Source organism: Micromonospora tulbaghiae (genome assembly GCF_900091605.1).
GTDB classification, from domain to species: domain Bacteria; phylum Actinomycetota; class Actinomycetes; order Mycobacteriales; family Micromonosporaceae; genus Micromonospora; species Micromonospora tulbaghiae.
The window spans coordinates 603,147-618,838 of record NZ_FMCQ01000001.1 but is presented as its reverse complement, the minus strand read 5'-3'; the positions used below and the strand labels follow the sequence as shown (position 1 = coordinate 618,838).

The window sequence follows — 15,692 nt, the reverse complement described above, 5'->3', positions numbered from 1 at the left end:
AAGAGTCCCGACCCGTCCCGCGCTCTCCCACCCCTCATCTGATGAAGGAGGGCGTAGTGCCCACCGTAGTTCCTGCTGCCCTGAACCCCTTGCGCCGCCGCTCGTCGGGGTGGTGGTCCTGATGTCGCGTACTCGTCTGGTCGGTGTGCGGCACGCGTACCGGGAGGTGGAGGCCGCCGTCCGGTCGGTGTTGCATCTGCCGCCGGCTTCGGCGCGCGTGTGCGCGATCCGCTGCCCCCGTTGCTGCCGGTGGGTGAAGCCGCGCCGGTTTGACCTGCGCCGCATGTCCTGCCACTCGTGCATCGCGACGCTGGGGCGTTCGGTTCGGGGTGGTGACCTGTGCCTCTGATCAACGTGATTCCCGGGGACAAGATCCCCATGGCGCCGATGAACGTGCGCCTTCCTGCGTGGCGGGTTCCGGGTTGGCTGCTGGTGCTCTGGTGGCTGGCCCGGGGCCTGTTCCGGCTCACCGTGCTGGCGATCCGGTACTGGTGGCTCACCGCCCCCGTCGCACTGGCCCTATGGGTCCGGGCGGAGTTCGGCGGCCTGGTATTGGCCGGCGTAGTCCTAACCGTCGCCACGGGCTGCGCGGCATGGTGGCGGTGGCATCCGTCGTCGTGGCTGCGGTTCGGCTGGTACCCGCTCGTCAGCCGGTTCCGCGCGCTGTTCGTCTACCGGCGTCGGTGGGCGTCGGTGATGGCCACGTGTGGCCTAGCGACCACGTTCGCCGGCAACCGGTACGTGCCGCAGCTCCTGCGGGTGCGCGGCGACCGGTTCGGCGATGAGCTGACCGTCCGGCTGTTGCCGGGGCAGATCCCGGACGACTGGGGGCAGGCCGCGGAACGCCTCGCCTACGCCTTCCGCCGCCGCAGCGGACAGGCCCGCTCCACAGGCCGCCCGGATCGGGTGGTGGTGCGCCTCGTGCGCCGTGACCCCCTCGCCGCTGTCGTGGTGCCGCTGCCGGTGGCCGACGTGCCGGAACTGGACGGGCTGCCGCTCGGCGTCGACGAGGACGGGCAGCCCTACCGGCTGCGGCTGGCCGGGTCGCATGTGCTCATCGCGGGGGCGACCGGTTCAGGGAAGGGCTCGGTGCTGTGGTCACTGCTCCGCTCCCTGGCCGGCGGCATCCAATCGGGCCTGATCGAGGTGTGGGCGTTCGACCCGAAGGGCGGAATGGAACTGGCGGCCGGAGTGCCGCTGTTCACCCGGTTCACCTACGACGACCCGGACAGCATGGCCGGCGTCCTGGAAGAGGCTGTGAAGCGGATGCGGCTGCGGGCGGCCCGGCTGCGCGGGGTGACCCGTCAGCATGTGCCGACCCCGGAGGATCCGTTGCTCGTCCTGGTCGTTGACGAGCTGGCCGCACTCACGGCGTACATCACCGATCGGAAGGTCCGCGACCGGATCAAGGAATCGCTCGGGCTGCTGCTGTCGCAGGGCCGGGCGGTCGGCGTGCACGTGGTCGCAGCCTTGCAGGACCCGCGTAAGGACGTCCTGCCGTTCCGCGACCTATTCCCCACCCGCATCGGGCTGCGGCTGACCGAGCCGGAACAGGTGGACATGGTCCTCGGCGACGCCGCCCGCGACCGAGGAGCCCTCTGCGACCGGATTCCGGAGTCGTCGCCCGGGGTGGGATTCGTGGTCCTCGACGGCGTCCGTGAACCCGTCCGGGTGCGGTTCGCCTACCTCACCGATGACGACATCCGTCAGCTCGGCCGCGACTACCGCCGCCTCTGCGACGACACCGACCAGGAGGTGACCTCATGAAGGCCGACACCGAGCGCGTGGAAGGGCTCGTCCTGGTGCTCATCGTCCTCATCGTGGGCGGACTGGCCGGGGCCGCATCCTTCACTCACGTGCACGACTGGACCATGGCCAACTCTCCGGCCGGTACCGGGGAGTGGTTCGGCTGGGCGAATGCCGCCATATCCGAACTGCTCCCGCTCGCGGCGCTGCTGACCATCCGGCGGCGCCGCCGCACCGGCGGCCCGATCGGGTACCCGCTGTTCCTGCTCGTCTGCGCCGTCGCTCTGTCTCTCGCCGCGCAACTGGCGGTGGCGAAGCCGAGCCCGTCCGGGTGGCTGCTGTCGGCCGTGCCCGCGCTGGCGTTTCTCGGCCTGTCCAAGCTCGTCTTCTCCACCGCCCCGGAGGCGCCCGTCGAGCAGCCGAGCGGCGACCGGGGCGAGGTGCCACCCGGCTACGACCCGACCGAGGATCACCGGCCCGTCGTGGTCGACGCCGTCAACGAGGACCAGGCGGTCACCGTCGAACCGGTTCGGTCGGCGGCGGTAGTGGTGCAGCGGCCCGGCCTGGTGCCCGTGCCCGCAGCAGCGTTCACGGCCCGCAACGGCACCTCGTACGGCGCGGAGCGTGACCAGTGACCCAACTTCCCCTCATTCCCGAGACTCCGTCGGAGACGCAGCCGCGGCCCGGGTCGCGGGCCGACCGGATGCGCAAACCCCTCGCCAAGGACGCGCTCAAACAGCTCGCCGAGTCACACGGCGTCTGCGTCCGCCCCCTCGCCCTGCGCCGCACCGACACCGCCAACGGCCTGACCGAGGTGGTGGAGGTGCCGTGCGGCGCGACGCTGGCCGTGAAGTGCAAGCCGTGCGCGGAGAAGGGCCGGCGGCTGCGGATCCAGCAGATCCGGGAGGGCTGGCACCTCGCTGACGAGCCGGCCGTGCGCCCCGACAAGCCTGGTGAGGACGCGCTCGCCCTGGTGCGGGTGCGGGCGCATCTGGAGTTCGAACGCGAAGCCGTCCAATACCAGCCGATGACCCCGGATGAGCGGGCCGCGCAGGTGGCGGAGATCGATGCCGCGATCGCCGAGCTGGACGAAGCCCTCGGCGAGACCAGCCTGCGCGGCCACCTGACCCCGAAAGAGCGGGACGATCGGCCTCGCCGCAAGCGGTCCACCCGGCGGCGTCAGGACTCGCCCGATCTGCCCCGCCTACCGGTCGACCCCCGCACGGTGGGCCGCGCCTACTCGGGCCGGGCGGGCAAGACCTACCGGCCGTCGATGCTGATCACGCTGACGCTCGACTCGCACGGGCCGGTGCACTCCCACCTCCGCCGCGGCGCGTATGTCGCTGCCTGTGAATGCGGTACCCGGCACGGTCCGAACGACGATCTCCTGGGCACCCCGGTCGACCCGGCCGGCTACGACTACCGACGCGCCGCCCTCGATGCGATCCACTTCGCCCGGGTTCTCGATCGGTGGTGGCAGAACGTCCGCCGTGCCGCCGGCTGGAACGTCCAATACGCCGGAGCGGTCGAGCTGCAACGCCGCCTCGCCCCACACGCGCACTTCGCTATCCGGGGCACTCTCCCGCGCCGGTTGCTCAAGCAGATCGCCGCCGCCACCTACCACCAGGTGTGGTGGCCACCCTTCAACGAGCCGGTTTACCGCCTGGACAAGCCGCCGGTCTGGGACGTCGACCGACAGGCATACGTCGACCCCAAGACCCGCGAGCCGCTGCCCACCTGGGGCGAAGCCCTCGACGCCCTGGAAGAACCCGACAGCCGACCCGCCTACGTCGCCCGCCTCGGCCGCATCGACGCCCGCGGCATCGAGCAGGGCACCAAGGACGCCGAACGGTCCATCCGGTACGTGACCAAGTACGTCACGAAGGATCTGACCGACCAGGCCAGGCCCCGCTCGGACCCGCAGAAGGCGCACTTCGACCGGCTCCACGCGGAACTGTCGGTCCTGCCGTGCTCGCCGACGTGTGCGAACTGGCTGCTCTACGGCGTTCAGCCGGACGGCGTCAAGGCGGGCTTGACCCCGGGCCGGTGCACCGGGAAGGTCCACCAACGCTCCACCCTCGGCTTCACCGGCCGCCGCGTCCTCGTCTCCCGCCAATGGTCCGGCAAGACTCTCGCCGACCACCGCGCGGACAACCGGGCGTGGGTGCGCGCCATCCTCGCCGGCGGCATGGCCGACACCGAGGAGCACGACCAGGCGGCCGACAACGCGGACGGATCCAAGCGGTACCGGTTCGAACTCGCCCGGCCCGAAGACCCCGACGTACCGCCACTGGAACACCGACTCCTGCGCGCCATATCCGCGCGCATCCGCTGGCGCACAGACCTCGACACCGCACGGCTACGAACAGCCGCGGTCGCGCCGTCATCCGATCAACCTGCCGCACTCGCGGCCTGAACCATGGGGGAAATCTTGTCCAACGTCGTGCCATTCGAGCTGCGGCAGGCCGGCCCTTGGATGGGCGAAGCCGCCTCCGAGGTCAAGCCGGTCCGTGCCGTCTACACGGTCAAGGAGGTGGCCGCGATGCTGTCTCTCTCGGTCAGCTCGGCCTACGCCCTGGTCCGGGCCGGGCAGATTCCCGCCGAGCGTCTGGGGCGCCGCTGGGTGGTGCCGCGCAGCCGCTTCCACGCCTGGCTGGACGGTGCGGCCGGCGGGCTTTCGGCAACCGGGACCGACTCGCCGCGTGGAGGTTGGTGACCGTGGGCTTCGTGAGCAAGACGCCGGCCGGGACCTACCGGGCGAACTGGCGGGATTCGGCCAACCGGCAGAAGGCCAAGACGTTCCGCACGAAGAAGGAGGCGAACGCGTACCTCGCTGAGGTGGAGGGCGCGATCAACCGGGGCACGTATGTCGACCCGCACGCCGGGCGGATGCGGTTCGGCGAGTTCGTGACGCGGTGGTTGGCCGGGCGGTCGGTGGAGGTTCGGACGGCCGAGCGGACGGAATCGATGCTGCGGGCGCATCTGCTGCCACAGTGGGCGGAATGGCCGTTGGCGCGGATCGACTACCTGGCGGTGCAGGAGTGGGTGACGAACCTGGGCCGGACCTTGGCGCCCTCGACGACGGCTAAGCACCTCGGCATGCTGTCGATGATCATGCAGACGGCGATCCGGGCGCGGCTGATCGCGGTGAACCCGTGCGAGGGGGTGCGGATACCGCGAAACCGGGCTGGTGAGGCTCGCGCTGGCACGATCAGCCGAGAGGTCTTCCTCGGCCGGCTGCTGCCCGCCGTGCCGGCCGAGCATCGGGGGATCGTCTGCGCCGCCGCCGGGGCGGGTCTGCGCTGGGGTGAGTGCGCGGGCCTGCCCTGGGAGGCTGTCGACCTCGACCGAGGGCTCGTGCACGTAGCCCAGGTTGCGGTAGAGACCCATGGCGGGGTCGTGCTGCGGGCGTATCCGAAGACTCGGGCCGGGGTGCGCGCAGTGCCGATGCCGCGCTTCCTCGTCGACGAGTTGCGCCGGCGGCGCGGGGCCGGGTCGCCGGACGGCCGGGCGTTGGTCTTCGCCGACCGGGACGGCGGGCCGCATCGGCGATCGAACTTCCGGCGGCGGGTGTGGCTGCCGTCGCTGGTGCGGGCCGGGCTGCTCGGTCGCGTGACCGAGGTGGCGCCGGGCCGGTGGCTGGCGGTGTGGCCGGATCGGGACGGGCGGGAGCCGCGGGCGGAGTTCGCCACGGAGGCGGCGGCGGTGGCGCACGCGGCGGCCTCGGCGGTCGGCGGGTTGCGGTTCCACGACCTGCGGCACTCGTACATAACGTGGCTGGTGACGGACGGGGTGCCGGTCAACGTGGTGCGGCGGGTGGTGGGCCACGAGAAGGCGTCGACGACGCTGGACCGGTACACGCACACGCCCGACGACTACGCCGATCGGGTCCGGCTGACGTTCGCTGACGATTCGCTGACTTTCCGCCCGGCGCCGCACCCGGCCGATCCGGAGAACCCGCCTCCACCTGTGCCGGAAGGGGAAGCCGCAAAGGGACGACCCCCGTCGGGGGGAGACGGGGGTCGTCTTGTGGTTCGGCTCCGGGGGGTCGAGCCGAACCGACTCAGCGGTTACGGGGGGTGCAACCGCCGAGGCCCATCGACGCCGGGTATGCGAACTCCCGTCGCGAGCACAAGCATGCCGCAGTCGACCCTTATACGTCGAGTGTTGTTCACTCCACGCAAAGCTAAATTCATCGATAGCTACCTGTGACCGCCGTCACTCCACCGGGTGCTCATCGGCTTTCGCGACCCGGGCGGACGCCTCCACGCCTCCCGTCGGGCTAGACTTTCGCGCCGTGGGCCGCAGCGCCGCTTTCTTCGATCTCGACAAGACCGTCATCGCCAAGTCGAGCGCCCTGGCGTTCGGTCGGCCGTTCTACCGGGACGGGCTGATCACCAGGCGTGACGTGGTCAAGTCGGCGTACGCGCAGTTGATGTTCCGGCTGGGCGGCACCGACGAGCAGACCATGGCCCGGACCCGGGACTACCTGGCCACACTCTGCAAGGGCTGGCCGGTGGAACAGGTCCGCCAGATCGTCGCGGAGACGCTGCACGAGCTGATCAACCCCTATGTGTACGCCGAGGCGGCCGCCCTGATCGAGGAGCACCAGTCCGCCGGGCGCGACGTCGTGCTGGTCTCCGCGTCCGGCGACGAGATGGTCCGGCCGATCGGTGAGCTGCTCGGGATCACCGACGTGATCGCGACCCGGATGGGCGTGGTGGACGGCCGTTACAGCGGCGAGGTCGAGTTCTACGCGGCCGGTCCGAGCAAGGTCGAGGCGGTCAGCGAACTGGCTCTGGAGCGGGACTACGACCTGGCCGACTCGTACGCGTACTCCGACTCGTACTCCGATCGGCCGCTGCTGGAGTGCGTGGGGCATCCGACGGTGGTCAACCCGGACCGGGCGCTGCGCAAGCTGGCGGTGGAGAACGCGTGGCCGGTGCTGGAGTTCCGGCACCCGATCCCGCTGGGTCGCCGCCTGCGCGAGCGGCCGGCGGTGCCGGTCGCGGCGGCAGCGCTCGGCGTGGGCGTCGGCGTGGCCATCGGCATCGCCTGGTACGGCCGGCACCGCCGCACCCGCACGGCCGCACCCACCGCCTGACACCCGCAACCGTCAGGACGCGGCGAGGATCTCGTCGCCGATCAGCGTGATCTGGTCCGCGCCGACCTCCACCGCGCTCATGTAGTGCCGCAGCCAGGAGCGCAGGCCGTCGGGCGTGCCGGTGGCGAACGCGCCGGCCGCGCCCACGTACTCCGGTTCGCGCTCGCGGTGGCCGACGTCCACCGCGACCAGCCCGCGGGGGTCGAACCCGGTGGAGATCAGCACCAGCCGGGCGGCGGCGCGGGCCACCACCCCGGACGGGCCGGGGAACGGGCGCAGGTTCAGCAGCTCGCCGTGTACGACGGCGGCCAGCACCAGCGGTGGCACCTTGGTGCCGCCGGCGACCAGGGCGGCCAGGCCGTCGAGGCGGGCCGCCACCACCGGGTCGGCGACGGGGCGGCCCAGTTCCTCCTCGGTCACCACGTCGCGGGCGGCGAGCACGTGCAGCCGGGCCATCACCTGCCGGGGGGCCTTGGGCCAGAGGTCGCTCAGTCCGGGCAGCGCCCCGGCGACCCGTAGCGCGCCCTGGAGCACCGGGTCGGTGACGGTGCCGGCGCGTACCTCCTCGCGTTCGTGGTCGCGGCCCTCCAGCGCGGCGCTGGCCACAGCCGAGCGGAGACTGACCTCGGCGGCGACCTGGCCGCCCTGGCGGCGCAGCGCGCGGTGCCGGTGGGCCAGGTCGACCCGCTCGCGGGCCCGCTCGACGGCGGGGGCGACGTCGGCGAGCGCGAGCAGCGGGGCGAGCGGATCGGTGGTCACCCCGTCACGCTAGCGACCGGCGGGCCGGTATCCGCCTCCGCCCGCCGGGAAAGTGACGCCGTCGGCGTCGCGCGGTGCACTCGGCGCGGGGACGGGGCCGCTCGGCGCGCGGTGAGAGGCCGGGCGGTCGCGGCCGGAGTACGGCGGGACTAACCTTCCCCGCAGTAGGAGACGCAGGTCACGCGACGAAGGAGTCACCGCATGAGCGAGGCATTGGCCAACTTGCTGAACGAGACGCGCCAGTTCCCGCCGCCGGCTGAACTCGCCGCGAACGCCAACGTGACCGCCGAGGCGTACGAGGAGGCGGCCGGCGACCGGCTCGCCTTCTGGGAGCGCCAGGCCGGCCGGCTGGCCTGGGCCCAGCCGTGGGAGCAGGTGCTGGACTGGTCGAACGCCCCGTTCGCGAAGTGGTTCACCGGGGGCCGGCTCAACGTGGCGTACAACTGCCTGGACCGGCACGTCGAGGCGGGCCAGGGCGACAAGGTGGCGATCCACTGGGAGGGCGAGCCGGGCGACACCCGTACCGTCACCTACGCCGACCTGCACAAGCTCACCTGCCAGGCCGCGAACGCGCTGACCGAGCTGGGCGTGACCGCCGGTGACCGGGTGGCGATCTACATGCCGATGATCCCGGAGGCGGCGGTGGCGATGCTCGCCTGCGCCCGGATCGGCGCCACGCACAGCGTGGTGTTCGGCGGCTTCTCCGCCGACGCGCTCACCAACCGGATCCAGGACGCCAGCGCCAAGGTGGTGATCACCGCGGACGGCGGCTTCCGCCGGGGCAAGCCGTCGGCACTCAAGCCGACGGTGGACGAGGCGGTGGCGAAGTGCCCGTCGGTGGAGCACGTGCTGGTGGTCCGCCGTACCGGTGAGGAGGTCGCCTGGTCGGGCAAGGACCACTGGTGGCACGAGACGGTGGAGACCGCGTCGCCGGAGCACGAGGCGCAGGCGTTCGACGCCGAGCACCCGCTGTTCATCCTCTACACCAGCGGCACGACCGCCCGGCCGAAGGGCATCCTGCACACCACCGGCGGCTACCTGACCCAGACGTCGTACACCACGCACGCGGTCTTCGACCTGAAGCCGGAGACGGACGTCTACTGGTGCACGGCCGACATCGGCTGGGTGACCGGGCACTCCTACATCGTGTACGGCCCGCTCTCAAACGGCGCCACCCAGGTCATGTACGAGGGCACCCCGGACACCCCGCACAAGGGCCGGTTCTGGGAGATCGTCGACAAGTACAAGGTGACCATCCTGTACACCGCGCCGACCCTGATCCGCACCATGATGAAGTGGGGCGAGGACATTCCGGCCGGGTTCGACCTGTCGTCGCTGCGTCTGCTCGGCAGCGTCGGCGAGCCGATCAACCCGGAGGCGTGGATCTGGTACCGGCAGCACGTCGGCCGTGGTGAGCTGCCGGTGGTGGACACCTGGTGGCAGACCGAGACCGGCGCCATCATGATCTCGCCGCTGCCCGGCGTGACCGAGGCGAAGCCCGGCTCGGCGATGAGCCCGCTGCCCGGCATCGTCGCCGACGTGGTCGACGACCAGGGCCAGTCGGTGCCGAACGGCGGCGGCGGATACCTGGTGCTGAAGGAGCCGTGGCCCTCGATGCTGCGGACCATCTGGGGCGACGACAACCGGTTCCTGGAGACGTACTGGTCCCGGTTCGGCGCGGGCGCCAACACCGGCGACGAGTGGGTCTACTTCGCCGGTGACGGCGCCAAGAAGGACGACGACGGGCACATCTGGCTGCTCGGCCGGGTCGACGACGTGATGCTGGTGTCCGGCCACAACATCTCCACCACCGAGGTGGAGTCGGCGCTGGTCAGTCACCCGTCGGTGGCGGAGGCGGCGGTGGTCGGCGCGACCGACCCGACCACCGGCCAGGCGATCGTCGCGTTCGCCATCCCGCGCGGCAGCGCGGAGACCGCGGGTGACGCGGGCGAGCAGCTCATCGCCGAGCTGCGCAACCACGTGGCGAAGACGCTGGGCCCGATCGCCAAGCCGCGACAGATCATGCTGGTGCCGGAGCTGCCGAAGACCCGCTCCGGGAAGATCATGCGCCGGCTGCTGCGGGACGTGGCGGAGAACCGGTCGCTCGGCGACGTGACCACGCTCCAGGACTCCTCGGTGATGGAGTTGATCTCCTCGGGGATGAGCGGCGGCAAGTCCGACGAGGACTGACCACAGCCGACCGAGGGGCGGGCCGCGCGGCGGTCCGCCCCTCGTCGTACCCGGGGACCTGTTCCGGTCGATCGGTGGACCCGGTCTGACCTGATCGGCCAGAGGGGCTTTTCACCACTGTCGATGTCGCTGCTTGTCGGTTACGTTCAGCCGCACCGGCGGATTTCGACGAGTGTCAGTGAGACGGCCGGTCCCTCACCATTCCCTACGAACGGAGTGGCATGCTCCCCATGTCGCAGCACAGGGCACGCCGACGCCTACTCGTCGCGCTGCCCGCCATCGCGCTCGCGGCCACGTCGCTGACCGTGACGGGCAGCGCGGCGGCCCAGCCGTCCCGGTCCGCACCGGTCACGATCGGGGCGGACGAGCACTACATCAACTACGCCGAGCCCGAGGTGCAGCCGGACACCGGCGGCAAGGAGGTCAAGGGCCGCGACGGCGTCTTCTCCTCGCCCGCGGACGAGGCGCGCGCCTACGACCGCAAGTACGCCGGCGGCAACCCGATCGCCGCCCGCGAGCTGGCGAAGCTGGAGGCCAAGTCCATCCGGACCGGCCACAGCCCTCGGAAGATCAAGAAGGCCAAGAGCACGCAGACCGCCAAGCTGCTGACGCTGCTCGTCGAGTTCAACGACAAGGCCAACGACGACTTCACGAACGTGATGGTCCCGAAGACGGTGTTCGAGGACCGCACCTGCGTTCCCGGCACCGTGCAGAACGGGCCGCGGCACAACACCATTCCGAACCCGGCCACGCTGCCGCACAAGGACAACAACTCGATGTGGGTGCCGGACTTCTCCCCGGCCCACTACGACAAGATGCTCTACAGCAAGAAGGGCATCACCGAGCGGGTCCGCAAGGACCTGAAGGGGCCGGACGGCAAGCCGGGCATCAGCCTCGCCGGGCGGACCATGCACAACATGTACCTGGAGATGTCCAAGAACGCGTACACCGTGGACGGGCAGGCCAGCCCGTGGATCACGGTGCCGCACTCGGAGGGCTGGTACGCCGCCTCGCGCTGCTTCCAGGACGAGAACGGCAACTGGGTCGCCGGGCGTGAGCAGTCGATGAACGGCCACCCGGACAACCCGCAGGGCGCCGGGCGCCTCGCCACCGATGCGATCGACGCGCTCGCCGCGGCCGACCCGAACTTCCCGTGGGCCGACTACGACATCGAGGACCAGAGCGACCGCGACGGCGACGGCAACTACCACGAGCCGGACGGCGTGATCGACCACCTGGTGCTGGTGCACGCCAACCAGGGCAAGTCCCGTGGCGGCGGCGACGTCGGGATCTACTCGGTCTGGGCGCACTCCTCGACCGTGACCGGTGGCTACACGATCCCGGGCACCAACCTGAAGGTGTCGAACTACATCGTGCAGCCGGAGGACGCCGGCGTCGGCGTCTTCGCCCACGAGTTCGGGCACGACCTGGGCCTGCCGGACCTCTACGACACCTCCGGCAACGCCGACTCGGACGTGGACTTCTGGGACCTGATGGCGTCGGGCTCGCACTCCGGCGAGATCTTCCAGGCGCTTCCCACCCACATGGGCCTCTGGGACAAGTGGGTGCTGGGCTGGGCCGAGCCGAAGACGTTCGGGCCGGGTGACCGGGCCAAGCTGGTCAAGCTCGGGCAGACCTCGCGTACGCCGGTCGGCACCGAGGACGGCATCAAGATCGATCTGCCGGACAAGGTGATCTCGCTGGCCACGCCGCACAGCGGCGGGAACATGTGGTACTCCGGCGCCGACCAGAACTGGGCCGACGTCAAGCTCAGCCGCACGGTGACCGTCCCGAACGCCGCGGACGCGAAGTTCTGGATGTGGAACAACTACGTCATCGAGGCGGACTGGGACTTCGGCTTCGTCGAGGTCTCCACCGACGGCGGGGCCACCTGGAGCGAGCAGAAGGTGTACGCCGAGGGCGGCGCGCTGGTCTCCACCAACGACGGTTACGCCGACCCGAACGGCCGCATGGTCGACTTCGGCAACAAGAAGTACGGCCTGACCGGCAGCACCGGCGGCTGGCGGCACGACTACGTCGACCTGTCGTCGTACGCCGGGCAGACCGTGCAGGTCCGGCTGCGCTACGCCACCGACGAGGCGTTCGTGGAGCGCGGCTGGTTCGCCGACGACTTCTCGGTGACCGGCGGCGGCGCCACCACGTGGAGCGACGACGTGGAGAGCGGCGCCGCGGGCTGGACCCAGACCGGCGGCACGTTCACCGACACCAGCGGCGCGGGTTGGTACATCGACTCGGGCACCCAGGTGAAGTCGCACTACTACCTGGCCGAGTGGCGTAACTTCGACGGCTTCGACAAGGGTCTGAAGTACACCTACGACACCGTCTACTCGCACGAGGCGTGGAAGGTCGACCGGATCGCGTACAACGCGCCGGGCATGCTGGTCTGGTACCGGGACACCCAGCTCGGCGACGTCAACCACGTCACCGCGCAGATGACCGCGCTGCCCAGCTACGGCGCCAAGGGCGGTCTGCTGATCGTCGACTCGCACAACGACCCGCTGCGCCGCAAGGGCGTCGCGGCCGAGAAGGACCCGTCGGTGCTGAAGAACCTGCCCAGCCGGCCGCAGTCCTCCAACGCCGCGTTCGGCCTGAAGCCCACGTACCCGTTCAAGGAGTGCCTGGAGGCGGCGGACGAGCCGTACAGCGAGTACTGCACGAAGTTCGGCCCGCAGGCTCCGGTGCGTGGCTTCACCGACGCCAAGGGCTGGTACCCGGGCATCGAGATCCGCGACGGTGCGGCGTACGCGCGGGACAACGACGCCTCGGTGGTCATCCCGTCGCGGGGCAACCAGCAGTACACGACCCGGGTGGTGAACCCGGACGGCAGCCCGGCGACGGACTACTACGGTTCGACGCTCGGTGGCGGGGCGATCGTGCTCGGCACCGGCAACCCGGGTGACGCGGGCGTCCAGTACGGTGTCTCGATCATCATCAAGCGGGCCGCCAAGGACAACTCGTACGCCCAGGTGTACGTGGTTCCGCCGCGCAGCTGAACGGGCGCGGTCAAAGCGGAACCGGAATGACCGAAAAATGATCTGATCCAGCTCGATGGGGGAAGGGCCGGGAGCGCGAGCGCTCCCGGCCCTTCCGCGCAACCATTAATCCATGCATGTCACTGCAATCGCCGCTGAGCGCATCGTTGCTGGTCAACGACTCGGCCACCGGCAGGCATGTGACGGTGAAAAGCATTCTCAACAAAAAGTTGCTACAAATCGACGCACGCATCTTCCCACCGGTCGCAGCAGTGTCTATGTTCACCTTTGGTCCCACTAGTGGGACGTTCCACCGGCCCGTACCCCCAGTTGGGCCGGTTCCCTCACACCGGAGGTACCACGTGCGCAAAGTCGCAGTGGGTCTGCTCGGGCTTTCGCTGACCGCGACGGGGCTGATGGCAGGCACGTCCGCCAGTGCCGCGCCGACGCCGAAGCTGCCGGCCGCCGCTCCGTCGGTGGCCGAGCCTGCGCAGGCTGAGCACGACCTGCCCAACCCGCTGGAGGAGAAGCGGCGCGCGCTGCGCCAGGAGGGCCTCAGCGAGGTCCTGTCCGGCAGGGCGAAGGCCCAGAAGATCAACGGCAGCAAGGTCGTCAAGGTCGGCGAGCAGGCTGTCGCCGGTCCCGCGGCGGGCAAGGCAGCCAAGAGCACCAAGGCAGGCAAGGGTCCGACCAAGGACCAGTACGTCGAACTCTCCCGCGAGCGGACCGACAAGATCTTCGTCATCCTCGCGGAGTTCGGCGACGAGCGGCACCCGAACTACCCGGACCAGGACACCGACCCGGACACCCCGGGCCCGACCCGGTTCGACGGTCCGCTCCGCAACCAGATCCCCCAGCCCAACCGTGCGGTGGACAACTCCACGGTGTGGCAGGCGGACTACAGCGCCGACCACTTCCGGCAGCTGTACTTCGGCACCAACCCGGGCGACGAGTCGCTGAAGCAGTACTACGAGGCCCAGTCCTCGGGTCGGTACAGCGTCGACGGCGAGGTCACCAACTGGGTGAAGGTGCAGTACAACGAGGCCCGCTACGGCCGCTCCGGCGGCTACCCGTGCGCCTCGAACGTCTGCACCAACACGTGGGCGCTGGTCCGCGACGCCGCCAACCAGTGGGTCGCCGACCAGAAGGCGCAGGGCCGCTCCGACGCGGAGATCGCCGCGGACGTCAAGGCGATGGACGAGTGGGACCGGTACGACTTCGACGGCGACGGCGACTTCAACGAGCCGGACGGCTACATCGACCACTTCCAGATCGTCCACGCCGGCGGTGACGAGGCCGACGGTGACCCGTACCAGGGTGAGGACGCCATCTGGAGCCACCGGTGGTACGCCTTCGCCAGCGACCAGGGCAACACCGGCCCGGAGAACTTCCCGGCCGGCGGCACCCAGATCGGCAACACCGGCGTCTGGATCGGTGACTACACGATCCAGCCGGAGAACGGTGGCCGGAGCGTCTTCTACCACGAGTACGGCCACGACCTCGGTCTGCCGGACGACTACAACGTCGTCAGTGGTGGGGACAACAACAACGAGCACTGGACCCTGATGGCCCAGAGCCGGCTCGGTGCCAAGAACGACGGTGGCATCGGCGAGCGCGGCGGCGACCTCGGCGCGTGGAACAAGCTCCAGCTCGGCTGGCTCGACTACGAGGTCATCGTGGCCGGTCAGAAGCGCACCCTGGAACTGGGCCCGCAGGAGTACAACTCCAAGAAGGCCCAGGGCGCCGTGGTGGTGCTGCCGCAGCGGGAGTACACGTTCCAGAACGGCAAGCCGTTCGAGGGCACGAAGCAGTTCTTCTCGGGCAACGACGACGACCTGAACAACACGATGACGCGCACTGTCGACCTCACCGGGAAGACCAGCGCCGCGCTGTCGATGAAGGGTCGCTACAGCATCGAGGCGGACTACGACTACCTCTTCTTCGAGGCGTCCACCGACGGTGGCCAGACCTGGGCCTCGCTGCCCGGTACGGCCAACGGCACCCCGCTGAAGGAGATCTCCCCCGGGCGCTACGCCCTGGACGGCTCCAGCAACAACGAGTGGGTCGACGTCAACATCCCGATGGACGCGGTCGCCGGCAAGGTCGTGCAGTTCCGGCTCCGCTACCAGACGGACGGCGGTGTCTCCGAGGGCGGCTTCTACGGTGACGCGGTCACCGTGACCGCCGACGGCCAGACGCTCCTCACCGACGGCGCCGAGGCCGGTGCGAACGGCTGGACCCTCAGCGGTTTCAGCATCGTCGAGGAGACCTACACCCGTAAGTTCGACAACTACTACATCGCCGGCAACCGGTCGTACGTCTCGTACGACAAGTACCTCAAGACCGGCCCGTACTTCTTCGGCTACGCGAACACCCGCCCGGACTACGTGGACCACTACGCGTACCAGGAGGGTCTGCTGATCTCCTACTGGAACCTCCGGTTCGCGGACAACGACACGTTCGCGCACCCGGGTGAAGGCCGGAACATGATCATCGACGCGCACCCGCGGCCGATCTACAACCTGACCGGGGCGCCCTGGCGGGCCCGCGTCCAGGTCTACGACGCGCCGTTCAGCCTGAAGAAGGCCGACTCGTTCACGCTGCACGTCAACAGCCAGCCGCAGTACATCCGCGGCCAGGCGGCGCAGCCGCTGTTCGACGACACCAAGCAGTACTGGTACCCGGAGCTGCCGAACCACGGCGTCAAGCTCCCGGCGACCGGCACCAAGATCAAGGTTCTGGAGCAGAACGGCACCTCGCTGAAGGTCCGCTTCTCCTGATCCACTGATCGACGCACCACGCGATGCCCGGGCGGTGAACCGCCCGGGCATCGCCCTTTCCGGGGAACCCGCCGGCCCTCACCCGCGTCCCATCCGGGTGACGCCCCGCACCATGCTGCC

At 70.1% G+C, this 15,692-nt stretch carries 10 protein-coding genes; 9 read left to right on the top strand and 1 reads right to left on the bottom strand.

Annotation, left to right across the window (positions count from 1 at the left end; all coding sequences use genetic code 11):
- The first annotated feature begins 339 nt into the window (after positions 1-339).
- The 6 genes from GA0070562_RS02955 (at position 340) to GA0070562_RS02925 (ending at position 6,850) form a co-directional block, all read left to right on the top strand.
- Entirely contained in the window at positions 340-1,767 is a 1,428-nt protein-coding gene (locus GA0070562_RS02955; protein WP_091414582.1) for an FtsK/SpoIIIE domain-containing protein, read from the top strand.
- Positions 1,764-2,381, top strand: coding sequence for a DUF2637 domain-containing protein (locus tag GA0070562_RS02950; RefSeq protein ID WP_091414580.1), 618 nt, complete (start codon positions 1,764-1,766; stop codon positions 2,379-2,381). The genes GA0070562_RS02955 and GA0070562_RS02950 overlap by 4 nt, the downstream gene beginning before the upstream one ends.
- Positions 2,378-4,162 (top strand): replication initiator, encoded by a 1,785-nt coding sequence (locus GA0070562_RS02945; protein WP_091414578.1) that lies wholly within the window; start codon positions 2,378-2,380, stop codon positions 4,160-4,162. Before GA0070562_RS02950 ends, GA0070562_RS02945 begins: the two co-directional genes overlap by 4 nt.
- A 15-nt stretch (positions 4,163-4,177) precedes the next feature.
- Positions 4,178-4,462 carry a helix-turn-helix domain-containing protein gene (locus GA0070562_RS02940; RefSeq protein WP_231394856.1) on the top strand — a complete coding sequence of 95 codons (285 nt, stop codon included), beginning with the start codon at positions 4,178-4,180 and terminating at the stop codon, positions 4,460-4,462.
- 122 nt (positions 4,463-4,584) lie between these two features.
- Positions 4,585-5,958 carry a tyrosine-type recombinase/integrase gene (locus GA0070562_RS30550; RefSeq protein WP_254663712.1) on the top strand — a complete coding sequence of 458 codons (1,374 nt, stop codon included), beginning with the start codon at positions 4,585-4,587 and terminating at the stop codon, positions 5,956-5,958.
- 85 nt (positions 5,959-6,043) lie between these two features.
- Positions 6,044-6,850 carry an HAD family hydrolase gene (locus tag GA0070562_RS02925; protein WP_091414576.1) on the top strand — a complete coding sequence of 269 codons (807 nt, stop codon included), beginning with the start codon at positions 6,044-6,046 and terminating at the stop codon, positions 6,848-6,850.
- 12 nt (positions 6,851-6,862) lie between these two features.
- On the opposite strand, the gene GA0070562_RS02920 is transcribed toward GA0070562_RS02925, so the two are convergent.
- Positions 6,863-7,609 (bottom strand): Fic family protein, encoded by a 747-nt coding sequence (locus tag GA0070562_RS02920; RefSeq protein WP_091414574.1) that lies wholly within the window; start codon positions 7,607-7,609, stop codon positions 6,863-6,865.
- Positions 7,610-7,810: 201 nt separating this feature from the next.
- On the opposite strand from GA0070562_RS02920, the gene acs reads away from it, so the two are divergent.
- The 3 genes from acs to GA0070562_RS02905 all read left to right on the top strand — a co-directional run bounded on the left by acs (position 7,811) and on the right by GA0070562_RS02905 (position 15,572).
- Complete coding sequence (gene acs / locus GA0070562_RS02915) at positions 7,811-9,799, top strand: acetate--CoA ligase (RefSeq protein ID WP_091414572.1); 1,989 nt, start codon at positions 7,811-7,813, stop codon at positions 9,797-9,799.
- Between the two features lie 230 nt (positions 9,800-10,029).
- Positions 10,030-12,813 (top strand): immune inhibitor A domain-containing protein, encoded by a 2,784-nt coding sequence (locus GA0070562_RS02910; RefSeq protein WP_225853215.1) that lies wholly within the window; start codon positions 10,030-10,032, stop codon positions 12,811-12,813.
- Between the two features lie 356 nt (positions 12,814-13,169).
- The gene (locus GA0070562_RS02905; protein ID WP_091414568.1) at positions 13,170-15,572 is read left to right on the top strand and encodes an immune inhibitor A domain-containing protein; all 2,403 of its coding nucleotides are present in this window, start codon (positions 13,170-13,172) and stop codon (positions 15,570-15,572) included.
- Positions 15,573-15,692 lie beyond the last annotated feature (120 nt).